Source organism: Pseudomonadota bacterium, from assembly GCA_039028935.1.
In the GTDB taxonomy this organism is placed as follows: Bacteria; Pseudomonadota; Gammaproteobacteria; order Steroidobacterales; family SZUA-146; genus SZUA-146.
On record JBCCHD010000007.1, the window covers coordinates 50,797 to 74,488 of the forward strand.

The 23,692-nt window shown below is 56.8% G+C and carries 21 protein-coding genes; 11 read left to right on the top strand and 10 right to left on the bottom strand.

Annotated features, from left to right (window positions below):
- Window positions 1-46 precede the first annotated feature (46 nt).
- Window positions 47-1,555 (bottom strand): choline-sulfatase, encoded by a 1,509-nt coding sequence (gene betC, locus AAF465_05160; protein ID MEM7082100.1) that lies wholly within the window; start codon window positions 1,553-1,555, stop codon window positions 47-49.
- Between the two features lie 290 nt (window positions 1,556-1,845).
- Between betC and betA the strand changes: the two genes are divergently transcribed.
- From betA to AAF465_05185, 5 genes are all read left to right on the top strand, one after another.
- Window positions 1,846-3,549 (top strand): choline dehydrogenase, encoded by a 1,704-nt coding sequence (gene betA / locus AAF465_05165; GenBank protein ID MEM7082101.1) that lies wholly within the window; start codon window positions 1,846-1,848, stop codon window positions 3,547-3,549.
- A gap of 29 nt (window positions 3,550-3,578) precedes the next feature.
- A complete protein-coding gene (locus AAF465_05170; GenBank protein MEM7082102.1) occupies window positions 3,579-4,454 on the top strand; it encodes a hypothetical protein in 876 nt (291 codons plus the stop codon).
- A gap of 246 nt (window positions 4,455-4,700) precedes the next feature.
- Window positions 4,701-5,585, top strand: coding sequence for a LysR family transcriptional regulator (locus AAF465_05175; protein ID MEM7082103.1), 885 nt, complete (start codon window positions 4,701-4,703; stop codon window positions 5,583-5,585).
- Window positions 5,586-5,855: 270 nt separating this feature from the next.
- Complete coding sequence (locus AAF465_05180) at window positions 5,856-6,365, top strand: OmpH family outer membrane protein (protein MEM7082104.1); 510 nt, start codon at window positions 5,856-5,858, stop codon at window positions 6,363-6,365.
- Between the two features lie 150 nt (window positions 6,366-6,515).
- Window positions 6,516-7,076 (top strand): sigma-70 family RNA polymerase sigma factor, encoded by a 561-nt coding sequence (locus AAF465_05185; protein ID MEM7082105.1) that lies wholly within the window; start codon window positions 6,516-6,518, stop codon window positions 7,074-7,076.
- A 166-nt stretch (window positions 7,077-7,242) separates the two neighbouring features.
- Here AAF465_05185 and AAF465_05190 read toward each other — a convergent pair whose 3' ends face one another.
- On the bottom strand, window positions 7,243-7,446 hold the full coding sequence (locus AAF465_05190) for a hypothetical protein (protein ID MEM7082106.1): 204 nt from the start codon (window positions 7,444-7,446) through the stop codon (window positions 7,243-7,245).
- A gap of 354 nt (window positions 7,447-7,800) precedes the next feature.
- On the opposite strand from AAF465_05190, the gene AAF465_05195 reads away from it, so the two are divergent.
- Entirely contained in the window at window positions 7,801-8,544 is a 744-nt protein-coding gene (locus AAF465_05195) for a hypothetical protein (protein MEM7082107.1), read from the top strand.
- Between the two features lie 231 nt (window positions 8,545-8,775).
- Here the strand turns inward: AAF465_05195 and AAF465_05200 are convergent, their stop codons facing one another.
- The 5 genes from AAF465_05200 to AAF465_05220 form a co-directional block, all read right to left on the bottom strand.
- A complete protein-coding gene (locus tag AAF465_05200) occupies window positions 8,776-9,489 on the bottom strand; it encodes a hypothetical protein (GenBank protein ID MEM7082108.1) in 714 nt (237 codons plus the stop codon).
- 288 nt (window positions 9,490-9,777) lie between these two features.
- A complete protein-coding gene (locus AAF465_05205) occupies window positions 9,778-10,896 on the bottom strand; it encodes a hypothetical protein (protein ID MEM7082109.1) in 1,119 nt (372 codons plus the stop codon).
- 299 nt (window positions 10,897-11,195) lie between these two features.
- Window positions 11,196-12,173, bottom strand: a complete 978-nt coding sequence (gene serB / locus AAF465_05210; protein MEM7082110.1) for a phosphoserine phosphatase SerB — start codon at window positions 12,171-12,173, stop codon at window positions 11,196-11,198.
- A gap of 34 nt (window positions 12,174-12,207) precedes the next feature.
- The gene (gene serA / locus AAF465_05215; protein ID MEM7082111.1) at window positions 12,208-13,794 is read right to left on the bottom strand and encodes a phosphoglycerate dehydrogenase; all 1,587 of its coding nucleotides are present in this window, start codon (window positions 13,792-13,794) and stop codon (window positions 12,208-12,210) included.
- A gap of 12 nt (window positions 13,795-13,806) precedes the next feature.
- Window positions 13,807-14,988: a phosphoserine transaminase gene (locus AAF465_05220; protein ID MEM7082112.1), complete on the bottom strand. Its 1,182-nt coding sequence runs from the start codon at window positions 14,986-14,988 to the stop codon at window positions 13,807-13,809.
- Window positions 14,989-15,195: 207 nt separating this feature from the next.
- Here AAF465_05220 and AAF465_05225 point away from each other — a divergent pair, with 207 nt between their 5' ends.
- The 4 genes from AAF465_05225 (at window position 15,196) to AAF465_05240 (ending at window position 20,755) form a co-directional block, all read left to right on the top strand.
- Complete coding sequence (locus tag AAF465_05225) at window positions 15,196-16,539, top strand: serine/threonine-protein kinase (protein ID MEM7082113.1); 1,344 nt, start codon at window positions 15,196-15,198, stop codon at window positions 16,537-16,539.
- Entirely contained in the window at window positions 16,536-17,357 is an 822-nt protein-coding gene (locus tag AAF465_05230) for a protein phosphatase 2C domain-containing protein (protein MEM7082114.1), read from the top strand. The genes AAF465_05225 and AAF465_05230 overlap by 4 nt, the downstream gene beginning before the upstream one ends.
- 184 nt (window positions 17,358-17,541) lie before the next feature.
- Window positions 17,542-18,978, top strand: a complete 1,437-nt coding sequence (locus AAF465_05235) for a tetratricopeptide repeat protein (protein ID MEM7082115.1) — start codon at window positions 17,542-17,544, stop codon at window positions 18,976-18,978.
- A 13-nt stretch (window positions 18,979-18,991) separates the two neighbouring features.
- Window positions 18,992-20,755 carry a CRTAC1 family protein gene (locus AAF465_05240; protein ID MEM7082116.1) on the top strand — a complete coding sequence of 588 codons (1,764 nt, stop codon included), beginning with the start codon at window positions 18,992-18,994 and terminating at the stop codon, window positions 20,753-20,755.
- A gap of 275 nt (window positions 20,756-21,030) precedes the next feature.
- Here AAF465_05240 and AAF465_05245 read toward each other — a convergent pair whose 3' ends face one another.
- Window positions 21,031-21,579 carry a VPLPA-CTERM sorting domain-containing protein gene (locus AAF465_05245; GenBank protein MEM7082117.1) on the bottom strand — a complete coding sequence of 183 codons (549 nt, stop codon included), beginning with the start codon at window positions 21,577-21,579 and terminating at the stop codon, window positions 21,031-21,033.
- A 503-nt stretch (window positions 21,580-22,082) separates the two neighbouring features.
- Here AAF465_05245 and AAF465_05250 point away from each other — a divergent pair.
- Window positions 22,083-22,262: a hypothetical protein gene (locus AAF465_05250; protein ID MEM7082118.1), complete on the top strand. Its 180-nt coding sequence runs from the start codon at window positions 22,083-22,085 to the stop codon at window positions 22,260-22,262.
- A gap of 14 nt (window positions 22,263-22,276) precedes the next feature.
- Here AAF465_05250 and AAF465_05255 read toward each other — a convergent pair whose 3' ends face one another.
- Both AAF465_05255 and AAF465_05260 read right to left on the bottom strand, forming a co-directional pair.
- Entirely contained in the window at window positions 22,277-22,627 is a 351-nt protein-coding gene (locus AAF465_05255; GenBank protein MEM7082119.1) for a hypothetical protein, read from the bottom strand.
- 82 nt (window positions 22,628-22,709) lie between these two features.
- A complete protein-coding gene (locus tag AAF465_05260) occupies window positions 22,710-23,603 on the bottom strand; it encodes a hypothetical protein (protein ID MEM7082120.1) in 894 nt (297 codons plus the stop codon).
- Window positions 23,604-23,692: the final 89 nt, after the last annotated feature.

Consider the following 23,692-nt stretch of genomic DNA (forward strand, 5'->3'; position numbering starts at 1 on the left):
TTTGGATGAGGGAACTACGAAGAAGGCGCTCACTTTCTGCTCGGCCTTATTTTGGGTAACGGTTGCCGCCATCCACCTCATTGAGATCGAGATGATTGCGCATGTAGCGATTGCGCGCCTGCCCGGGCGGGTCATAGTCCCAATGCGTGAAGGTACCGAGTCGATTAGCCTGGTCGACCAGTCGACGGCAGGCCTGACTGTGCCGCACGTCGTGTTCAAATTGGGCAAAATCCCACCGCGACCGGACTTCGTTCTCGAACTCGGTCTCTATTTCCGCATGCGCATCGTCCCCGGCTAAGTTGGTCCGTTCATCGGGGTCGGTACGCAGGTTAAACAGCTGTGGCGGGTCGGCCGGGCAAAAACAATATTTATAATCGCCTCGGCGAATCATGACCATTGGTGCTACGGATCCTTCCGCACAATACTCACTGTACGCCGCGCGATCGGTTTCTCGACCCTCGGCTACCGGGATCAACGAATGGCCATCGATCGGGCAAGCCAGCATCGATGGGTCGGCGCCGGCAAGATCCAACAGTGTCGGCAAGATGTCATGACTGGTCACTGGGGTGGCCGTCCTACCGGGCGTCATCGACGGCGTGTTGAGCACCAGCGGAATGCGATTGGAACCTTCGAAGAAGCTCATCTTGTACCACAGTCCCCGCTCACCGAGCATGTCGCCGTGGTCAGAGAGCAGTATGATGTCAGTCGAGTCGGACAGGTCGCAGCGGGCGAGCACATCGAGAATCTCGCCAATTTTCTCGTCCAGATAGCTGACGTTGGCGAAATAGCCCCGGCGCGCGTTGCGCACATCGTTCTCGGTCACATCGAAGCGTGTGTGATCCACCGCATCCATCAGGCGTTGTGAATGCGGGTCCTGATGGTCATAGGCGATTGGCGCTACGCGCGGTAGCGGGATGGTCGCCGGGTCGTACAAATCCCAATATTGACGGCGCGCCACATAGGGATCGTGAGGATGCGTGAAGCTTACGGTAAGGCAAAACGGTCGGGTATCCAGTCGGCGCGCGTACTGATAGAGCTTCAGCTTAGCGTGGTAGGCCACATCGTCATCAAACTCAAGCTGGTTGGAAATTTCTGCAACGCCGGCGTCGGTCACCGAGCCGAGGTTGTGATACCACCAGTCGACCCGTTCCAGCGGTTTGGTCCAGTCCGGTGTCCAGCCAAAATCGGCCGGGTAAATGTCGGTTGTGAGTCGTTCCTCGAAGCCGTGGAGCTGATCGGGCCCAACAAAGTGCATTTTGCCGCTTAAGCTGGTGTGATAGCCCGATGCCCGTAGGTAGTGTGCATAGGTAGGCGTAGCCGCAGTGAATTCCGCCGCGTTGTCGAAAATGCCGTTACGCGACGGCAGCATGCCGGTCATGAAACTGCCGCGCGCCGGTGTGCACAAAGGGCTCGACGAATAGGCTTGGGTAAAGGTCACACCCGTTTTCATTAACGCCCGAATGTTGGGCATGTGCACCGCGTCGATGAGGGGTTCATCGAGGAGCGTACCTGCCATTTGATCGACCATCAAAATCAGTATGTTTCGTTGTGTCATATTGCACTCGCCCAAGAGAGACTCTGATTACTCTATTCCGCCGTTTCGGGCACTGTCCATCCAATTGAGCCGGCCAGTGGTGCAATGGCGACACCGACCGGACCTGAAAATCCCATTATCCATTCGATAAGGCTGTGCCCGGCCTGTGGTCATCAATTCCTCGGTACACACATCGATTCACTCCTTCGCTTAGCGCTGCGTGCTGACTGTTAAGAGGAGTCTTGAGATCTAGGATGCAGGTCGTTGAGGGCGATGTGTTGGATGGTCTTTTACGTTACATTCTGCGTGTCATGACATCGAAGGTTGTAGGCGTGCGCGAATTTGATTACATCGTGGTGGGTGCGGGATCAGCGGGTTGTATTTTGGCCAATCGCCTGACCGAAGACCCAGAGGTGTCGGTGCTGTTGCTCGAGGCGGGCGGCAGCGACCGCAGCATTTTTATTCAAATGCCCACGGCTCTATCGATTCCGATGAACACGGCCGAGTACAACTGGCAATTCGAATCGCTGCCTGAACCGGGCCTCGACGATCGACGCCTACACTGTCCTCGCGGCAAAGTGTTGGGCGGCTCATCGTCGATTAATGGCATGGTCTTTGTGCGAGGCCACGCCGATGATTTTAACGAGTGGGAATCCCTCGGTGCGCGCGATTGGGGATACGCACAGTGTTTGCCCTACTTTAAGAAGCTCGAAACATGGATGAACGGCGCCGATACCTATCGCGGCGGCGATGGGCCAGTGTATGTGAGCAACGGCAACAACCGGCGCAATCCGCTTTACGACGCGTTTATTGAGGCGGGCGTTGAGGCAGGTTATCCGCATACCGCTGACTACAATGGTGCGCAGCAAGAGGGCTTCGGGCCGATGCACATGAATATCCGTAAGGGGATACGGGCCTCCACAGCGAATGCCTACCTCACCCCGGCGCGCGGTCGACCCAATCTCACCGTGATCACGCGAGCGGTAGCACAGCGGATTGTGTTTGAAAAAAAACGCGCCATCGGTGTCGCGTTTCGCCGCCCCACGGGCGTGACCGAAGTGCGAGCGCGTCGAGAGGTGCTGCTGTCGGCGGGTTCCGTTGGGTCGCCTCATTTGCTGCAGGTGTCGGGAGTGGGTCCGGAGGCGGTGTTGCGAGAAGCCGGCATTCCGCTGCAGCATGCACTAGAGGGTGTGGGTCAAAATTTACAGGACCACCTGGAGTTCTATTTTCAGTACCGGTGCAAGCAGCCCATCACGCTTAACGGCCGATTGGATGTCATAAACAAGTTTAAAATCGGTGCCCGGTGGTTTTTCACTAAACGCGGTCTGGGTGGCACCAATCACTTTGAATCCTGCGCGTTTATTCGCTCCAAGGCGGGCGTGGCCTGGCCGGACATTCAATACCACTTTCTGCCCGCCGCTATGCGCTATGACGGTCAGGCGGCGTTTAAGGGGCATGGATTTCAAGTACACGTGGGTCACAACAAGCCGTTTAGTCGCGGATGGCTTCGAGCACGAAGCCCCCGAATCGATGACAAGCCCAATCTGCTGTTCAACTACCTAAATGACGCACGCGATATCGAGGCATTTCGAGCGTGTGTTCGATTGACGCGCGAAATTATCGGACAGTCGGCGTTCGATGCTTATCGCGATGGCGAAATTCAACCGGGCGAGGCGGTGCAAAACGACAGTGAAATCGATGCGTTTGTCCGCGCCCACGTGGAGAGTGCCTATCACCCCTCTTGCACGTGCAAAATGGGCGAAGACGATATGGCGGTAGTGGACTCAACGCTCAACGTTCGTGGCCTCACCGGTATCCGGGTGGTCGACTCATCCGTGTTTCCATCGATCCCCAATGGCAACCTCAATGCGCCGACCATGATGTTGGCTGAGCGTGCGGCCGATCTTATTGGTGGGCAGCCCCTACTGCAGCCACTGGATGCGACGGTGGAGCGCGATCCGCAATGGTCGACGCGCCAGCGTCAGGGTTCGCCCAAACGCATCGTGACCATTTGAGCGACCGACTTTTTTAAGGACGAAACCACATGAACATTGTATTGGCAACATGCCTCAAGCAACCCGACATCTCCGTCAGCGATCAGGTGTTGGCGGACGCCTTGCGGCGAACCGGATGCGATGTGTCGGGGGTGCCGTGGAACGGCGACTGGCAACCGTTTGCTGAGGCGGACGCGGTGATCATTCGTACGACCTGGGATTACTTTGAGTATTACCCTGAGTTTACGCAGTGGCTCGATAAGCTCGTTACTGCTGATCTGTTTGTTGCGAATCCTCTGCCCGTACTGAGATGGAACGCGCACAAACAGTATCTGTTTGATCTGATTGAACGCGGTGCGCCAGTGCTGCCCATGATGGCGGTCGAGCACGATGCGCCGGCGATTGCGCAGCTAACGACAGAGCAAGGGTGGGACAAGGCGGTACTCAAGTGTCTCATTAGCGGCACGGCCCGGGGGTTGAGCCGTTTCCAACCCGCCGATCTCAGTTCGATCGAGCGTGCGCTCGAGGTGGCCAGCCCATGGTCTGAGTACGGCTTGATGGTCCAGCCGTTCATGCCGCAAATTCAGGATCATGGCGAGGTGTCGATGGTGTTCATAGATGATGTGTTCTCGCACGCGGTACTCAAAACACCAAAGGAAAACGAATTTCGAATCCAAAGCGAGTTTGGCGGTCGCTACGCGCGTGTCGAGCCGGAGACGCAATGGCTCGACGCCGCGTCAGATTGTTTAGAAGCTGCACGGGCAGCCACCGACTCCGACACCCTTTACGCTCGGGTTGATGGTCTCGTTGTCGACGGGCAATTCAAACTCATGGAGCTCGAGCTCACCGAGCCGGAGCTGATGTTTAATTTGGCGCCCGAGTCTGCGAACCGCCTTGCTGACGCCGTGCGACAACGCCTGACCTGATCCGCTGCGCGCCCGTCACCGATCAACCACGGCCTTTCTGGCCGAGTCGCACTGAACCGAAACGGTCGACGACCGGTTACGGAGCGTCTGTTCCGTCGAATACCGAGCACTCGGCAGGTGAGGACAAAAATTGATCAGTTGTATCACCAAAATTCATAGAATCTCGCTATTGATGTGAGTTTGCTGATGTATTATCGAGAGGAAACTGTCGGCGGCGAGCTCGACGGGCAACACGGAGGCAGGCGCATGCGAAATCTGGACATCGGAGCTTTACGGTCACTCGTGGCGATCGCCGACACGCGTACGGTGACTAAGGCGGCGCAACAAAATCACCTGACGCAATCGGCTGTGAGTATGCAGGTTAAGCGACTGGAGCGGGCGTTTGATACGAAGCTGCTTCATCGTGAGGGGCGCGGCGTTGTGCTCACACCGATCGGCCAGCAACTTGTCAGCTATGCGCGCCGACTGATCGAACTCAATGATGAAACCTGGACACGACTCACCAACGATGACTACGAGGGCGAGGTGTCACTCGGGGTGCCCATCGATCTCATCTATCCCCATATGCCGCTTATTTTGCAGCGAGCCAAAGAGCGCTATCCGCGCATTAAAATCAGCCTCGTCTCGTCGCTCACCCGGTTGCTGCTCGAACAGCTGGACAAGGGCGAAGTGGATTTGACGCTCACGACCGAGAAACGCTTGCATCGCGGAGGCCGTACGTTGGCCAAGGTCAAACAGGTGTGGATGGGTGCTGAGGGCGGCCAGGCCTACTTAAAGCGACCGGTACCGCTTGCGATGTGCAATGTGTGCAGTCAACGGCAGGATGCCATTGATTCACTCGATCAGGCCGGTATTCCGTGGGAGCTTGTGACCGACACCAATTCGGAAGCGACGGTCAATGCCATGGTGGCGGCGGACTTGGCGATCACCCCCCAAGTTGAGACGGCGATGGAGCCTGGTTGTGAAGCGGTGCCCGACGGGTTGTCCGAGCTCAGCGACGTCTACATTAATTTGTACACATCGGGTGACAGTCGCTTGGTTGAAAAGATCGCGGAACTGGCCGAAGAAGTGTATGCCCAGGACACGCGATGCGAGAGCCCGGCGCCAGCCGATTACGCCCATACGGGGTAGCCACGGTTTGGCTGTTTGCGCGGCCAAGTGACTGATAGTTAGGATGATGGGCCTCAGGTCGACACGCTGCCAACCGGCCTCGCTTTGACCTAACGCCGATAGGCTGTATGATGCGTCGCCAAGTGGCCGGCCGCGGCGAAGCGGCGAAAGCCAATATTCTTAACAAAATCTGACAAATAGGCATCCCCGACCGCGCTCGGGCCGTGAACTAATCCACGGGAGGGTGTTCCAACATTCCGATTGCCCTAGTCGTCCGTACGGAGAGTTAGTATGAGATTTACCCAGTTTCTTGCCGGTCTGCTGCTGCTGGCAACGGCCGGTTTCGCCGCCGCCGAAAACAACATTGCGGTGCTTAACGTGCAGGGCGTGATACTTCGCTCAACCATGGCCAGCGAGTTTAATGCGCAACTCGAGCGAGAATTCAAACCGCGTCAGGATTCGCTCAAAACCATGGCTGAAGAAATCCAGAAGATTCAGGAAGACGGCCAACGCGACGCAGACTTCTTAAGCGATGATCAAAAGCGCGAAATTTCGCAGCGCCTCGGCACAAAAATGCGTGAGTTCCAGCAGCTGCGCAATGAAATGGGCCGCGAGCAAGCCGAAAAAGAGCAAGCGTTTATCGAAAGCGTGCGGCCTAAACTCGACACGGTCGTCAATAAAATTGTCCAGGATCGCAGTATCGATTTGCTGTTGGACAGCCGGTCGGTATTGTTCGTCAAGCCCGATACCAACATGGACATCAGCCAGGAAGTACTCGACGCGCTCAACGCGCAGCAGTAGTATCCGGCACGCAAACCATAAGGCCGCGTGGCGTAATCCGCGCGGCCTTTTTTTATGAAAAAACCGTCGGAGGTTGGCGGAAGTGAGGAAATACGAGCTAGGCTTTGTTAGATTTGAGCAAAAGTATGATGTAACAGAAGGATAGTGTGCGTGGCTGATGTGACGGAACTCCTGCTGCAGTGGAATGACGGCAATGAGGAGGCGCGTGCGCAACTCATGGAGAAAATATACGGTGAGCTGCGCTCGATCGCTGCCCGTCACTTAGCGAATGAACGCCATGCCGCCGACCTTCAACCCAGCGCGCTGGTCAACGAGGCCTACATGCGGTTGATTAACCTGAACCGTATTGAGTGGCAGGATCGCGCTCACTTTTTCGCAATGTCAGCGCGGGTAATGCGCGAAATCCTCATCGATGAAGCACGAAAGCGCGGTGCTGCTAAGCGCGACGGCGGCGTGCAGGTGACGCTCACTAACCTATCGATGGACAGTCAGGATCCCACCACCAATGTACTGATGCTGCACGAAGCGCTAGAGCGCTTAGCGGACGTGGACCCGGAGCGCTCGCGCTTGGTCGAACTTCGCTTTTTCGGTGGGCTGACGATTGAGGAAACAGCGGCGGTGTTGGGTAAATCGCCGGCAACCGTAAAACGAAGCTGGGAAGTGGCCCGGGGTTGGTTGTTCCAGATCATGAATAAGGGCAACACGGCCTGACCGCCTGTGGTGTCCGCCCGTTGCGTCCCGGGCCTACGAGAGGGTGCAGGCGTTGAGGGCGAATCGCGTTGTGCCCCTTCGTGAGCGGGTCCGCTATGCCAAGCGATCACCTGTAATGAGACCAGGCAGTTCCAGCGGATAGACCCGGCACAGACCCGGCTTTGAATCAGTCGGTCCGTTCGGCTTGGTCAAGAATCAGAAACTCACCGGAATTATCGATCGATTCGAGCAGCTCTTCCACATCACGCCGCAGAGCGTGATCGGTGCCGCACCGTCGGTCAAGAAACGTACCGCGTGCGACCGGCTCCAGTGCCAGCACTTCATCGCAAATCGACATGATTAATCGGTCCCTGTCTGATGGTGGCGTCATTTCCGTTTCCATCCGCGCGTCGTAAAAAGGCCCGGTTGGGCAGGCTAGGCGGCCTCGCCCGGGTACATAAGTACAGGCGCAAGTGAACGCGATTGTGGATCAATAAAGTTGTTCGTTGGGCAGATCGGCGATGCGGCACGCGATGACCTCGCGTTGTCGGGCAAAAGCGACGAAAGAACCGCCAAAAAAACGGGCCCGACGTGAGCTGTTTTTGATCGGTCTTGCGCCTAATCATTATGAGCACAGTCAGAATTCGATGGCTGTCTGTGTTGCTCGCGTCATTAACCAATATAAAACAATGATTTAAGCGGTCGCCCGGAGAGGCGATTCGATAAAAAAGGGGGAGAACCAACCATGGCCATTCGACACACTCTGTGCGCCTTACTACTGATGATGGGTGTCAGCAGTCACGCGGCGCTGACTCTGGAATTCACCACGCCCTCCGGCACCGCCGGGGCGAATGACGCGATCGAGATTTGGCTGACGCTATCAACCGATACCGGATTTAGCTTTGATCCGTTTGATCCTGACGGCGATATGTCTTACGGCGGGGCCATTGACCCATCCGACGTGCCCAATGAGGGCTTTTCCTTCGACGCCAATATGGGAACGGGCGGTTTTGTCGAATTCGATTTTATTGAGTTTGTCGGTCTTTCCCTGTTCGCCACCTGTAATGGTTCCTTTGTTGTGGAAGACGGAACGTGCGGGTTCGGCATGGGCGGCACCGACAATTATTCCTTTTCGTTTGGTCCGGGACCGTCACCCGGCAACGACCCCATATCGCTGGCTGCGGGCGAATCGCTCGACTTTCTCTTCGGCACATTTACGCCCGTGGCTGGCGGTGCTGAAGCCGGTACGTACGACTTTTTCCGGGTTGGCCTTTCGTTGTTTTTTGCCGGAGTCGGTTTTGATGACTTGGGTGAGGAGGTCGCCGTGGACGCGTTCTTTGATCTTGCCCTTGCGTGCGAAGACGGTGACCCGTCTTGCGCGTTTACACGCACCGTCAGTGCGACACCTGTGCCGGTTCCAGCCGCCGCTTGGCTTTTTGCCAGTGCGCTACTGGCGTTGAGCAGTTTGAGTCGACGACGACACCGATAACAATGGACCAACCCCGCTAAGAAAATCATCAAGGAGAGAGACAGTCGTAGGGTCTAAGACAACGACTGACCGCATGGAGTGATGCCTATGCATGAGGGACGCAACTAACAAGGATGTTTTCTTTTTTGCCCTGGGGGCAAGTGTGGCACGCGAATAGCCCCGACTGCCACGCGACGAAGGCTGTACCGCACAGGTGTTTCACCGATTGTTGGTACAGTCTTTTTTTTACGCTCAAAAAGCGCGGGTCGCCCAAACTCTGATATCGCTATCCGCAACCGGGTCGGTCAGACCAAACAGTGCTCCGGCGAATAGGCTCCAACCGTTACTCAAAGGCAGATTGGCAAACGGTCCCAGTGCGTGACGCTGCTCGTCACCGTCGGCAAAATCGCTGGTTGATCCAAAGTCGCTGAACAATTCAATGCCAAACTGGCGATTGTCGTCAAGCGTCCGATATAGGTTTGCACGTGTCTGTAACCCCACACCGTCTCGGCCACCGCTGCCCAGGTCGACGGTAGTGAGCAACAGCGCGCGCGCTTGCCACTGATTAGCAAGACGAAACTGATTCATCCAATTGACACCAATCGTTTCATTGCGACCGCTGTCTCGCACCCGCACATCGAATCGTACGCCGGTCTGCCAATCGGCCGATTGATCGGTGATGTCCCAAAACAATTCGCCCTGCACATAATCGAAGTCGAAGTCACGGCTTGCGGTTTTGCGCGTTTGCGCTACGACGCGCCACATGAGTCGACTATCGAGTGCTTGCTGGTAGTGCAGACGCTGCGCAAAACCATTGGTATCGTCCACAAACGCCGCCCGATACTGAATGCTCCTATGGCCTTCCTTGACCACAGGCCCAAAGACGCCGCCGGTGTTTTGGGCCTGCGCTATCGGCAGGAACAACCAAATTAGTACGCTGGTGGCAATTGCCTGTCGCTTGATCACGGTCAAAGTCTCCTTTCAAGGGCCGGTTTCGATAGCGCAATAAGTGTGGCGTGATAAGGCGTTTGTCGCAACGCCGGATGAGTCCCATCGCTGCGGATCACTCACAGGGGCGATGCTAATCGAGTGGGTGTCATGGACCGGTGATAGGCACCTCTAACGCGCCACCATTTGCGGTCACGGCGTCGCGGCTGAACGCGCCAAAGGCGGGCAATACCCCACTTCTGTGCCATTTTATCGTCGTCGACCGCGACACTTGACATCGCCGCGGGTGCGAACTATCACGTGCGATCAGCGTCGAGTGATCACGAAGCTCTCATCGTTGAACCACAGGCCATTGTGCTTGTGTAACACCCGCGCCGTGGCCTCCAAATAGTTACCGGACTGCAAGGCTTCCTCGAGGCGCTGATCATCGATTTGGGCCACATACACGGCTGCATTCCAGGCCGCAAACAGCGTTGACGTGCCGATGCTCTCGCCAATTTCTTCAGGGAGTGTGTGCATCTGGTACTGGAACAGGCCGTGCTCCTCGGCGCTGGCATCGATGGTGTAGTCATTCGATTGCTCGTCGAGCATCCGGCGAAGTTCACGCATGAGTTCGTGCCGATTAACCTGGAAGGGGTCTTCCTCGGGCCAAATTTCGCGAATGATCTCAAGACCTGGATCGAGACCGCAAGACTGAACCGCGATGAGTCGACCACCGGAGCGCAGTGCGCGTGTAAGCGGGGACAACACGTACTTAACTTTGAATTCGGCGCTCATGCGCGCTCGCCAAGGCTGTGACGCGATCACCAGGTCAAAGTCCGCACGCGGTGTGTCTTGTTTTGGTACGACCGAGTCCAGTAGAAACTTGTGGTCCTTTCGATAAACGACCAACACCGAGGGTCGCACGTAAAGTGGGTTGCCCGTTTTCTCGCTCGATTTAATCTGCCACCCGTCCACCAAAAACTCATCGAGACTGCCAAGCTGCTGGTCGTATTCACTGGCAGAGTTTCCTTCAAGCTCGACCACGCGCCAATTGATGTCTTCGAGCGCCATCTTGCTTGGGGTCAGCCACGGCGCTTCTTTGTACAGCATGTTGGTGTACACAACCACGGTTGCCGGATGCTCGACAAACCGATCCGGTAATATTTCAAGGCTTAAACGGATGTCTTCTAGACTGATTTCCTTACCGACGACGTAAAAGGGGTGGGTTGGAAAATGGAAGTGCATGGATCGCATGACGTGCGCCAGAATCGTACCGTCACCCATACCCGCGTCGAACACGCGTAGTGCTGGCGGTTGTGGCTCAAGCAGCGGCAGTTCACGTGATGCTCGCTCGCCCACCTTGCGTTTTTCATTGCAGGTGTTAACGAAAGCCAGATACTTTTGACGGTTGTCATAAAAGCGAATAGGTCGTTTGGCTGCCACGTGAGGTCTCCGATCCACATAGATAATCCGGGACAGCGATTACTATAGTCGAAGACTGGTTCGACGGGTGAGACTCAGTCGACGCTACTGGGCGCTGCATTGGACTGACCGGGCGGTGTGTTATGGCCGCGACAACAGTGTTTCGGGCGCTTTGTGTGTTGATTTCGGCAGCGGTTCCGATGCTGTTTGCGGTGCATTAAGCCGACTCAATTTTTTAAGTTATTGATTATTAATCGATTCGAGCGATTGCTTGGACAGGCTGCAGACACTGGGGTGTGGCGGCGCGACGGGTGTCTTGTTCACTGTGGCGGCGCGGCGCGACCAAAATCGAGCCAGTCGGTTAGGCGATCAAGCGGCGCGTGATCCAAGTGCCACGGCGTAGCGCCGTGCACAACCGGCTTGGCACGGTAGGCCACACCAACGCCGGCTTCGCCAAGCATGGCCATGTCATTGGCGCCGTCGCCAATGGCACACACTTCGTGTGGCGCCAGATTGAGCCGCTCACGCTCTTCGCGCAGCACGTCCAGCTTAGTCGCCTGCGTTACGATCGGTGGGCTGACAAGACCGGTCAGTGCGTTGTTGTCCAGCGCCAGCGTGTTCGCCACCACGCGGTCAACATCAAGAAGACGGCCGACATGATCGGCGAAATGGGTGAAGCCTCCGCTGATGAGGACAGTGCGGGTGCCTCCGGTATTGGCCGCGTCCAACAGTGTTTTTGCACCCTGGCTGAGTTCCGTGTGCTGCACACACGCATTGAGTTGTTGTAGGGAGAGTCCCGCCAGCAATGCAACGCGTTCGTTGAGCGCCGCAACGAAATCGAGCTCGCCGTTCATCGCACGCGCGGTAATCGTTGCTACCTGCTCGCCGATGCCAACATGCGCGGCCAACTCGTCGAGCGACTCGGTGGTGATGAGGGTGCTGTCCATATCGCAGACGAGCAATTTGACCACGGGTTTATCGATCGGCATGACCCACACGTCGACGGCCTCTTTGGCACGCCACAGTGTTTGCCACAGATGCCAAGCCCGGCGACCATCGGCATAGATGGACAGCGCACAGTGTGTGTCATCCGTGATCCAGTCACCGGTGGAAGTGAGACCCACGCGTGCCAGGAGTCCCGTGGTGCTTTTTTTGGCCTCGCTCAAGACCGAGTCGTCCCCGGCGAGTCGAATCTCAAACTCGCCGGTGATTGCCTCAACCCAGTAAGGCACAGAGTCGCTAAACGGTGCCTGCGCCGCGTCGCCGGAGCGAAGCCGTGGCAGTTGCGTTATCGACATTGCGATTTCGATCCAGTATCGGCCGTCATGTGGGTCATTGGCCAAACCGGAGGCTGTGGGCATCCTGAATGTGATCGAGCGAGCGCAGACCGGCCAGTTGCTCAGGTCCCAGCGGGGCATCGACCTCAAGCAGCGCGATGGCCTCGCCGCCACTATGGCGTCGACCAAGATGCATGTTGGCAATGTTAATGTCGTTCTGGGCGGCAAACGTACCGATGGCACCGATTACCCCAGGCTGGTCCGAGTTGGTTAGATACACCATATGTGGGCCAAATTCGGATTCGAGTTTGACGCCTTTGATATCCACTATGCGGCCCACTTTCTTAAACAGCGTGCCGCTGACGGTGCGCGAGCGACTTTCGGTCGTGACTTCAAGCGTAATGCGATTATGGTATTCGTTTTCAACTTCACTGCTGGCGGTCGTCACGACAATGCCCATATCACGGGCGACTTGCTGGGCGTTCACCGCGTTGACATTGCAATTGCTGGGTTCCAGCACGGCCTGTACCGCCTGCGTTACGATCGGCTCCATATTAAGGGTGGTCACGTCGCCATAGAGCGACAACGTGATGCCCTTTATCGCCTCGCGCGACAGCTGTCCGGCAAACGCGCCAAGGTTTTTTGCGAGTGTTAAGTAGGGAGTGAGTACGATCGCTTCTTCGGCGGTGAGATTCGGCGCATTGAGGGCGTTAGCGATCGCGCCATCAAGTAGATAATCCGACAGTTGTTCGGCGATCTGTACTGCCACTTTCTCCTGCGCTTCTTGTGTTGAGGCGCCAAGGTGTGGCGTGCAAATCACATTGGGTAATCCGAACAAGGGATTTTCTTTCGCGGGCTCATCGGTGTACACATCAAGCGCGGCCCCATGCAGATGATCGTTGAGCGCCGCCATTAGCGCCAGTTCGTCGACCAACCCCCCTCGTGCGCAGTTGATGAGCATGGCACCCGCTTTCATTTTGTTGATCGCGGTGGCGTCGATAATGTTCTCGGTGTCGGGCGTGCGCGGCACATGCAGTGACACGATGTCGGAGCTTTTGAGTAAGTCGTCGAACTCCACTTTTCGAATGCCAAGACTGTCGGCACGCACTTCGGTTAGGAATGGATCGTAGGCTTGGACGCGAAGGCCAACCCCCATCGCTTTTTTGGCGACGATCGAGCCGATATTGCCTGAGCCGATAATACCAAGGAGTTTGCCCGACAGTTCCGTGCCCATAAATCGAGACTTTTCCCATTTGCCAGCATGCGTTGAGGCATTGGCCTGCGGAATGTGTCTGGCTAACGCGAACATCATGGCCAACGTGTGTTCGGCCGTGGTGACGGCGTTACCAAACGGTGTGTTCATCACAACGATACCGCGCTCGGTACAGGCGCCTTTGTCAATGTTGTCGGTGCCAATGCCGGCGCGCCCGACCGCTCTGAGCCGGGACGCATGCGCGAGCAGTTCGGCGGTGACTTTGGTCGATGAGCGCACGGCAAGTCCGTCAAACTCCCCGATCAAATCGGTGAGCTCTTCGGGCGACAGTTTGGGCGACGAAACGGCTTCGATACCCCGGCTTTTGAAGACGGCCGCAGCCTGACTGGACATGGTGTCGGAAATTAAAACGCGAAGGGGAGTAGTCATTGACAGGTTTCCTTAAGAGTGTTCGTGCAACCAGCGAGTAAATGCCCAGTCGAGCCAGGGCAGCATGGCGGTAATATCGTCGGCTTCGACCGTCGCACCGCCCCAGATACGCAGGCCCGGGGGTGCGGCTCGGTAAGCATTGATGTCGAAGGCCACACCTTCGTCGGCCAGCCAGCCGCAGAGCGTTTTAACGGCGCTGCGCTGTTCCTCTTCACCAAGACGGGTAAACGTCGGGTGGGTAATCTTGAGGCACATTGATGTACACGATCGTGTTGCCGGTTCGTCGGCCAGCCAGTCTATCCACTGGCTGTCTCGCACCCACTGATCAACGGCCGCAAAATTGCGTTTCGAGCGATCGAACAGTGCCTTTAGCCCGCCTACATCCTGCGCCCAATCGAGCGCTGAATGGAGATCCTCAATGGCCAGCATGCTGGGTGTGTTGATGGTGGCGCCTTCGAACACCCCTTCATTCAGTTTGCCCTTTTTTGTGAGCCTGAAGATTTTGGGTAATGGCCGGGGTGGTGTGAACGTCGTCAGTCGCTCCACGGCTTTGGGCGATAACGCCAGCATGCCGAATCCTGCCTCGCCGCCGAGCACTTTTTGGAACGACCACGTAACGACGTCGAGTTTTGCGTAGTCGAGCGGCATGGCGAACGCGGCAGACGTCGCGTCGCACAGAGCGAGCCCCTCTCGATCGGCGGTCAACCAATCCAAATCGGGCACACGTGTGCCGCTGGTGGTGCCGTTGTACACAAACACCACATCGCGGTCTGGCTGTACCGCCGATAAGTCAGGCAATGCGCCATAGGGCGCGCGCAGATAACGAACATCGTCCAGCGCGAGCTGTTGCTCAATGTCGACCGCCCAGTCCGATGAAAAGCTCTCCCATACCAACACGTCGACGCCGCGGGCACCGAGTAGTGACCACATGGCCATTTCGAATGCTCCGGTGTCGGAGGCAGGTACCAGTGCCAGTCGCCAGTCGGCGGGTAGCTCGAGCAGAGTGGCCTGACGATTGATAACCGATTGAATGCGTGCTTTGTGTTTCGGTGCGCGGTGGCTGAAACCAAGATGTTGGTCGGAGAAGTGGGCGGGCGACCAACCCGGATGCTTTTTGCAGGGGCCCGACGAAAAGCGTGGGTTCACCGGGCGCACAGACGGACGACCGGCAACACCCCGATTAGGCGTGTTCACAATGTTAACCTCTAGTTATTGGCGGTTTGCGCCGCCGACGCACGAGTGACGATACAGAGGTTTTCGAGGAATGCAACCGCGTGGCGTGGCGACTGAGTGAGTGCTCAGTTTGGTATGCGGTTTAAGAGCAGGCGCAATAGCAGTTTGTTACACTCGTTGCACCGTGCCAGACACCGCCTAATGACACTGCGCTGACAGCTTGCACTCATGAATCAGGAAATACGTTTTCGCAAACGCCAGCGGCACGGCAAGTACCGCATTGAGAGCTGCTTATTGCGCGGGCCTTACGCGAATGTGTACAGCGCGTGCGATACGGTCGAAGGCGTTAAGGTAGCGCTTAAGCTGCCGCATAAAGATCTGTCGAACAAGGATTACCTGAGCGATTTTTTGCGCGAAACACGGATTGCCGCCAAGCTTGAGCACGAGAATGTGCTGCCGCTCAAAGACGCCAGCTTCATAAACGATATTTTTACCATGGTGACCCCGCTTGGCGCGGAGACGCTCGAGGCGCGACTCAAGCGGCGGCTGTCCAATGAAAAAGCGTTCGACTATGCAAAGCAGCTGATTTGCGGGGTAGCGTACGCCCATGAGCAGGGCATCATGCACTGTGATATCAAGCCCGCTAATTTGATTTTATTTGGTGACGGTCGCCTTCGTCTGGCGGATTTTGGTATTGCCAAAACCACGTATAAAACCATTCAAGCATCTGGATCCGGCACGCTGGGGTATCTGGCGCCCGAACAAGCGATGGGTCGCCCTTCGTTTCGCTCAGACGTGTTCGCGGTGGGATTGATTCTGCACCAAATGCTCAGCGGTGCACTGTACGAGTGGCCGTTTCGATGGCCATCGTCGGGTTACAAGCGACTCAAGCAGCGTGCGCACCCAAAACTCGTCGACTTTCTGCGCAAGGCGCTTGAATTTCAGCCCAACAAGCGGTTTCGAGACGGTCCCGCGATGCGTAACGCCTGGATACTGTTGGAGCGACGCGGCCACCTGCATGGCAAAACACGCTCCGCGGCCACCAAGATGGCACCGGGGCGTCAACACACCGGTAGTAAAAGTGGTCGGCATTGGCGCGAAATTCAGTTCAAACAATTCCAGCGGCGTTTTGGTAAAGCGCTGGACACCCACATGCAGTGCACGGAGTGCCAGGGGCCGATTGCCGAGAGCATGACGTACTGCCCGTGGTGCAAAACGAAAACGCAAGGCCAACCCGACAACACGCGTTATGCCTCGGTGTGTCCACACTGCCAGCACGGTGTTAAGAACGACTGGGAATACTGTCCATGGTGCTACGGTTCGGGCTTTGAAACGTCGACCAAGCGGCGCGCGGATAAACGCTATACCGCGACGTGTCATCGCAAATCGTGTGGCGGGCCGATTATGCCTTTCATGAAGTACTGCCCTTGGTGCCATGCGCGAACCAAGCAACAGTGGACGCTGCCGGGTATGGTTCAATGCGAAAAATGCAATTGGGGTATCGCCGGCGAATATTGGGACTACTGTCCGTGGTGTTCAACAGCCAATACGGCCAATAAGGAACGTCGATGAGCGGTCTGCTGACTATTCCAAAGAGTCAGAAACTGGTTCGCGGTGATTTGGCCACGATTGAGCATCAACGTATCAACGTCGGGGAAGTGGCGTATTTTGCCCACTCGAGCCCGGACAAATCGACCGGCAATGAAGACAGCCTCGGCGTGATGGAGCTCGATGATCGACGCGCCGCGCTGGTGGTGGCGGATGGCTTAGGCGGTCATCGCGCGGGTGCGGAGGCCTCGGCGACCGCGATTAACTCGTTGTTCAGCAGTTTGGCCCAACACGACGACGCACGTTCACTGCGCGCGACGATGATGAATGGTTTAGAGGCGGGCAATCGCAATGTGATGGAGGTGGGTGGTGGTGCCGCGACGACCATAATCGGCGCGTTGCTCGAGGACCATACGCTGCGCATCTATCACATTGGTGATTCGGGCGGCCTGCTGGTTGGACAGCGCGGCGCCATCAAGCTGCGCACAGTGGCGCATTCACCGGTGGGTCATGCGGAGGCAAGCGGGCTCATCGATGAGGAGATGGCGCTTGCGCATGAGAGTCGGCACATTGTGTCGAATGTGCTTGGCAGCAACGAAATGAGTATCGAGGTCGGCCCTATCGTAAAGCTTGCTCGCTTTGACACGCTGCTGCTTGCCAGCGATGGCTTGCTCGACAATTTGCGTACCAGCGAAATCGCGGCCCTCATACGCAAGGGCAAATTGCCCGTCATCGCCGAGGCGTTGCGGGCTAAGATTCAGGAACGTATGACCACGCTGTCGCCGCAACATCCCAGCAAACCGGATGACCTGAGTTTCGTATTGTTCCGGCGCACGGCCTGATTCATCGCGACCCGCTCGCGCGTTACCCGCCTCCAATTTATGACAAATGCCTCGCTGCGCCAGGGGCCGATCGCGAGCCGGTGCGGTGTATCGGTAAATTGGGGGTGTGTCGTGACCGGTATTGAATCCGTGCTCGCAACCGGCGAAGATGTCAGTTTGCAGCGCAAACAACGACAAAAACACCGTGACTCGATGGCTTAACACGCGCTTTATCTTTCTTCTTCTGCTCGCAACGGCTGGCTGCGAGCGCGGGGCGCGTGTGGCCGATCTTGAGCCGGTACCGGTGGTCGAGACATCGCGCTACTTGCCGGTGATACAAGCCCAGTTTGCCGACGCGATGCAGGCCGTTGACGAGTCACCCGGCAATCCGGACGTCAATGCACAGCTTGGTCGCCTGCTGTACACATACGATCAGTTTGAGTCTGCAGCAGTACTATTTGAACGTGCGGCGGCGCTTCAGCCGCGCGAGTTTATTTGGCCCTATTTGTCGGGCCGAGCCCGCGCCGAACTTGGGCAGACCGAACGGGCTGAACAATCGCTGACGCGGGCGCTGGCGCTTGAATCGCGCTACGCGCCGATCAATGTGCACTTAGCGGAGCTGTATCTCAAAGCTAATCAGGATGCGGCCGCTCGTGACGCCGCTGAGCGCATTCTCGAGCACGCACCTGAGCGCCCGGAAGCGCATTTTATTTTGGCGAAACTAGCTGTCCGCGATGGCAAGTTCACGCAAGCACTGGCGCGTCTACAGCGTGTCGAACAACTCTCGGGCCGCTTCGCCGCACTACACTATCAGTATTCGCAAACGTATCGCATGCTCAATCAACCGGATCAGGCGGATGTGCACCTTCGGCTTTATGAGCAACTGCGAGAGGTCACCGCCGATATTAAGGACCCGGTGATGGGCGAGGTGCACGCACTCAATCAAAGCGTGGACTATCTGGTGTCGCAAGCGAAATGGCATGTGGCGAACGGTCGCAACGAACCCGGCTTAGCCTTGCTGGAACGAGCGGTCGAGAACAATCCGCAAAGCCTAGCGGCGCATGTCACATTGGTCGGCGTATACTCGTCGAATCGTCGCTTTGCGGACGCCGACCGTCATATCGCGGCCGCCAGCGCCATCGATGAGAATCACCCTAAACTTCAATATGCCATTGGCGTTGCGCGAATGATCGAGGAACGTCGCACCGAAGCCACCCGAGCATTTGAGCGTGCCTTACGCGCCGATCCGCAAAACGTTGACGCCCATGTGCAAATTGGCGTGCTTCTGGAACAGCAGCGGCAGCCGGAGCGCGCCGCGCGTCGTTATGAGCGAGCGCTGGATCTCAAACCCGCACATCGCGTTGCGCATTGGCGGCTAGGTCGGCTTAAATTGAATCAGAACGATGCGACGGGTGCGTTGGCGCATCTGACGCAAATTCGCTCGTTGGTAGACCCCGCTTCGCCCGAAATCTTGCTGGATCTGGCCCGCGCGTTGGCGCTCGACGAAGACTATGCCCAAAGCATTGTTGTACTGGAGGAGGCCAAAGCTGTTGCTCAGCGTTTCCGCAACCAGAATGCGGCTCAACAGGCGTCGATGCTACTCAACCAATATCGCAATAGGCGCTCGGACAGCACACCATGATCAGTCGACCACGATGAACATTCGTCTCTTCCACTGCCGGGTACTGACGTCCATCGTCGTCGCTATGCTCATCACGGCCTGCGGGGAGCAGAACACACCCACCACTCAATCGGCCGTCGAGGACACGGCTGCCGCCGCTCCGATCGGCCCCATGTTCGACGATATCGCCGCTCAGACCGGTCTTGAGTTCGAGCACTTTGTTGGCGCAACGGGTGAGTTTCTGATGAGCGAAGTCATGGGCTCGGGCGTGGCGCTGATGGATTACGATAATGACGGCGATCTCGATGTGTATTTGATACAGGGCGCCATGGCGGACCCGCGGCGTAGTCTTTCCGAGTCGATTTTTGACCCGCCCGACGGCGCGCTGACCAATCGCCTGTTTCGCAACGAACGCATTCCCAGCGGCACGCTCTCATTCACCGATGTGAGCGAGATCTCGGGTCTGGACCATGATGGCTATGGAATGGGTGTTGCGGTTGGGGATATCGATAACGACGGGGACGCGGATGTCTACCTCACCAATTTCGGACCCAACGTTTTGTATCGCAACAATGGTGACGGCACCTTTGAGGACATCACCGATAACAGCGGCATCCGCGCGCCGGGTTGGACCACCAGTGCCGCGTTTGCGGACTTTGATCGCGACGGGGATCTGGATTTGTTTTCGGTGGATTACGTAGCGTTTGACGTGTTGCGTAATACTGAGTGTTCCAGCGTGGGAGGGCGACGCGATTATTGTGGTCCACAGGTGTACCCGCCCATGGCCGATCAACTGTATGAAAATCTCGGTGACGGTCGGTTCCGTGATATCAGCGCGACCGTCGGCGTAGCGGGTGCAACCGGTCCGGGTCTGGGTGTGGTGTGGGCCGATTTCAATGGCGATGACTGGCCCGACGTGTTTGTTGCTAATGATGGTGCGGCGAATTTTTTGTGGTTAAACGAAAACGGCAAACGCTTTGAAGAGGCTGGATTGCGTTCGGGCACAGCCTATAACGCCATGGGTGGTGCTGAGGCGAGTATGGGGGTAACGGCGGGCGATTATGATAGCGATGGCGATATGGATTTGTTCATGACCCATCTTGTTCAAGAAACCAACACGCTGTATGTCAACAATGGCAATGCGCAGTTCTTTGATGGCACCGACCGCGCCGGACTAGGTGCAAGTAGTTTACCGAGCACGGGCTTTGGCGCGCGGTTTTTCGACCTGAATAACGACGGCTGGTTGGATTTGTTTATTGCCAACGGTAACGTCAAGCTTGAGGAAAAACGGGTGGCCGTATCGGACTATCCACTCGAGCAACCCAATCAACTGTTCATCGGCAAAGAAGGGCGTTTCCAAGACGTGTCGCTCAGCGCGGGGGAGAGCGTGAATGAGCTTCGGGTCAGCCGAGGCGCCGCGTTTGGTGACATTGATGACGACGGCGCCATAGACGTTGTCGTGACCAATAATAATGGTCCGGTGCGACTCATGCGCAATGTCTTTGCACCGCAAGGCCGCGCCTTGACCGTACATCTACAGGGCACAGAATCGAGCCGCGATGCGACCGGCGCACGCGTGGCGCTATTGCGCGACGATCAACCGCCGATCTGGCGACGCGTGAGCACCGACGGCAGTTACCTTAGCGCCAATGCACCATCAGTGCATTTCGGTCTTGGCGATCGCGCAGAGGCACGTGTCACGTTGGGAGTGATTTGGCCGCTCGGCAAAAAAGAAACGTTTTCGGTCCCCACAGACCGGACGTCGACGCTGGAAGAGGGCACCGGTCAGTCTTGGTAAGGGCGTCGGGGTGCGCGTGACCCATGCGGGCTTTTGGTCGCCACCGTGCTGAGCGTTTTAAACACCGTGAAACGGTTGATGGCGCGTCCTGCTCACTCTCGTCACAGATCATAGGTCACACGCCAGCGGTCCTATTTCACAGATCTCAGTGCTCCAGCGGAGTGGCCGTGCATGCGTTGCCACACGATCTCCATGACGTGGGGCAACCCGGTAAGTAGCGGGCAAAAAAAACCCCGCCGTTTGGCGGGGTTTTTCACAACGTAAACGGACGTCGTTTAGCGGCGTCGTCGGAGTCCTGCGAGACCGACCAGACCACTGAGCATCAGCCATACGGCCGCAGGCAGTGGCACGGCGGTAACGTTACCAGGACCGGTGATGTCGATTTCCCATGCGCCGTTGGGCTGACCAAAGCTGTTAGGCACATCGGTGAACGAGGTGATCACGAGAAAGTAGCTCGTGCCAGCTGTGAGGTTCACATCGAGGATCTGTGAGGTGTTTGAGCCACTCGGACCATCGTCGTCGAACGACAGGGCGCCCGCACCGTCACCGGCGGGATCAAACGCGGCTTCGAAAATGTAGATGTAGCCGTCGAGGTTCTCGTCGAGGGCCGTGTCACCTGGGTAGAGCGCGTCGATCGTGTACAGACCACTGGCGTCGACCGAGAATTCAACCACGTCGTAGTTACAAGAAGGCGGTGTGGCTGATCCACAGCCTCCCCACGTTGGATCGCTAGGATCCAGGCTTCCGCTGAACAAAGCAGCGCTGGCGGCTGAGCTCATAGCGAACGTACCCAGCAGCGTCGCGAGTGCGAACAGTTTCTTCATTATTGGTTCTCCCCTGATTTGTTTTCCATGCTTATTAAAGGTCAGAAACAGCTACGGATTGCCCACAGTGCCAATAACCGATGGCAGAGTATATTCATATGTGACGACATAATGCCAATTTCGCCGCCATTGAATGAAAACAACTCTATTGCGACGCAGCAATAGGAGTATATTGTCAATAAATACCCTGGTTTGTGATGAGCGAGTCGAAGCAGTGAACAGCAAAAAGATTATGTAAAGCCAGTGGTTGCGCAAAAAAACGGCAATTTTTTGCAAGCCATGCGGACGATCCCGACGACCGTAGACCGTTATGGCGACCCGGGCCGACTGAAGGGGCCATCGACTCGCGTTTGACCTAATTTACGGCGGCGCGTTTGAGGGTTATGTCCAGAGCCGGTATTGCGTTGCTGCGGTCTTGCCAACCCGGCCGATGGGCCGTCCAGTCATCCGATTTCCAGACATTGGTCACAGATCGGCGCAGCGAAAATTCGTACCGTAGCGCTATGAACAATGACATTCATTATTTTATCGTCGATACCCACCCCGATAAGATTGCATCACGCAAGCTTCCGACGCCGTTTCCCAACCTGCAGCAAGCCGTGAAAGCGCTGGGGTTCTTGCGCCGTCATCATCAGTATCCGGAGTGCCTGTCTATCTCCCAGGACGTCAATACGCCCAATTAGTGTGTTGCCGGTTGTTAGCCGATAAGCGGTAGTTTGACGATCGTGTTGAGCATGCGTAACAGGTCGTTAACTTTCTTTAGTGCCGTTTTGACTTTGGTCAGCGATTTGCGCGCTTTTCGAAGCTCAGCGATACCCGCTTTCAATTCTGCTTCATTGGCTTTGAGCTGCCTACCAATGTCACGCAGTTTGGCGTTGCCCAGTGTGAGGATAGCCATCTCGATGTCGAGGCGGGCAGCGGCGTCGTCGCGCCGCACAGACTTGGGTTGACGTTGAATGGCGAGCAGCCATTTGGCGGTGGACATGTCGCGGCGTGTGCCACGCAACGTGGACAGTGTCTCTTGCTTAAGTCGTGTTGGGGATGTCATTGGCGTCTTCCATTCATTGGTTAAACCCGACTCGATTCCACGGGAGTCGTAACAGGCGATGGTTGCATCGATCGTGCGCCGATCAGTCGTCGTCTTTAAACCGGTTTGTGAGCGCAATAAGGTTTTGGATGTCTTGGATTAGCACCGCGATCGCCGGATCGGCATTTGACTGGGCGGCAAACGCGCGCCAGGTTCTGCGCAGGTTGCCAGCAGCCGTGCGTATGTCGGCGTAGGATTCCAGCTCAATCGATCGTGAGAATTGGGCCAGGCGCCGTTCACTCCAATCTTTATTGACGCTGTTGCCCGTAGCGAAATCGATGACGATCGGATTGGTTTCTTCCATGAGTAGAATCTGTTGCGCATTGTCGATCATGTCTTCAACGAGCAGCGCGATGGCCGTTTCTTGTAGGGCAAGCTCCGTATCGATGACGTTCCGGCGAGCGTCGATTTCGTTTTTCAGCGCGGCGTTTTGAAAGGCACCCACCGCTATTGAGGTGGTTTGTTCAATGGCCTCGCCGACGGTGGCACCGCCCACTGACGCATTCTCGATTCTGGGCCGTAGTTGCGCCAGCTGGTCGATCACCGAGTTGGCTTCGCTCGTAATGCCGGTGGCGTTGTCGCTCGACGCCAGCGCTCTGAGTGCAGCAAAGTAATTCTTCAAGACGTTCGCGTGCCGCTGGAGATTGCCCAGTAGTGTGGCGCGTTCGCGCAGGACTTCGTCAAACAGCGCCAGACGACGCTCGCGCTGTTCTTCGCTGAGATCGGCGCGCGCATTGAGAAGCTGTAGCGAATTTTGCCTTACCGACAGCCGAAACGATTCGTCGAGCACAGCGGGGAGCGCTTCGGTATAGCCGATGCCCGCGGTAGCGAACGCCTCGGCATTCCCAAGGCGCTGTTGCGTGGTAGTGCAGGCGCTCATCAATGCGAGCAGTGTCAGAAGACCGATCCTTTGGCCCAAGCGGCGTGTGAGAATCATCCGTGTCTCCTTATTCGAGTGCGGCGCCTTGCGTTCAGCAGTCTGTGCACTGAGCGATCATCCAGGCACGCAGTACCGCTCGGGTTGAG

Bases quoted from the DNA above. Each gene is read 5' to 3' on its own strand.
- betC (MEM7082100.1), bottom strand. From the start codon at position 1,555: ATGACACAACGAAACATACTGATTTTGATGGTCGATCAAATGGCAGGT.
- betA (MEM7082101.1), top strand. From the start codon at position 1,846: ATGACATCGAAGGTTGTAGGCGTGCGCGAATTTGATTACATCGTGGTG.
- AAF465_05170 (MEM7082102.1), top strand. From the start codon at position 3,579: ATGAACATTGTATTGGCAACATGCCTCAAGCAACCCGACATCTCCGTC.
- AAF465_05175 (MEM7082103.1), top strand. From the start codon at position 4,701: ATGCGAAATCTGGACATCGGAGCTTTACGGTCACTCGTGGCGATCGCC.
- AAF465_05180 (MEM7082104.1), top strand. From the start codon at position 5,856: ATGAGATTTACCCAGTTTCTTGCCGGTCTGCTGCTGCTGGCAACGGCC.
- AAF465_05190 (MEM7082106.1), bottom strand. From the start codon at position 7,446: ATGACGCCACCATCAGACAGGGACCGATTAATCATGTCGATTTGCGAT.
- AAF465_05195 (MEM7082107.1), top strand. From the start codon at position 7,801: ATGGCCATTCGACACACTCTGTGCGCCTTACTACTGATGATGGGTGTC.
- serB (MEM7082110.1), bottom strand. From the start codon at position 12,173: ATGTCGATAACGCAACTGCCACGGCTTCGCTCCGGCGACGCGGCGCAG.
- serA (MEM7082111.1), bottom strand. From the start codon at position 13,794: ATGACTACTCCCCTTCGCGTTTTAATTTCCGACACCATGTCCAGTCAG.
- AAF465_05225 (MEM7082113.1), top strand. From the start codon at position 15,196: ATGAATCAGGAAATACGTTTTCGCAAACGCCAGCGGCACGGCAAGTAC.
- AAF465_05230 (MEM7082114.1), top strand. From the start codon at position 16,536: ATGAGCGGTCTGCTGACTATTCCAAAGAGTCAGAAACTGGTTCGCGGT.
- AAF465_05240 (MEM7082116.1), top strand. From the start codon at position 18,992: ATGAACATTCGTCTCTTCCACTGCCGGGTACTGACGTCCATCGTCGTC.
- AAF465_05245 (MEM7082117.1), bottom strand. From the start codon at position 21,579: ATGAAGAAACTGTTCGCACTCGCGACGCTGCTGGGTACGTTCGCTATG.
- AAF465_05250 (MEM7082118.1), top strand. From the start codon at position 22,083: ATGAACAATGACATTCATTATTTTATCGTCGATACCCACCCCGATAAG.
- AAF465_05255 (MEM7082119.1), bottom strand. From the start codon at position 22,627: ATGACATCCCCAACACGACTTAAGCAAGAGACACTGTCCACGTTGCGT.
- AAF465_05260 (MEM7082120.1), bottom strand. From the start codon at position 23,603: ATGATTCTCACACGCCGCTTGGGCCAAAGGATCGGTCTTCTGACACTG.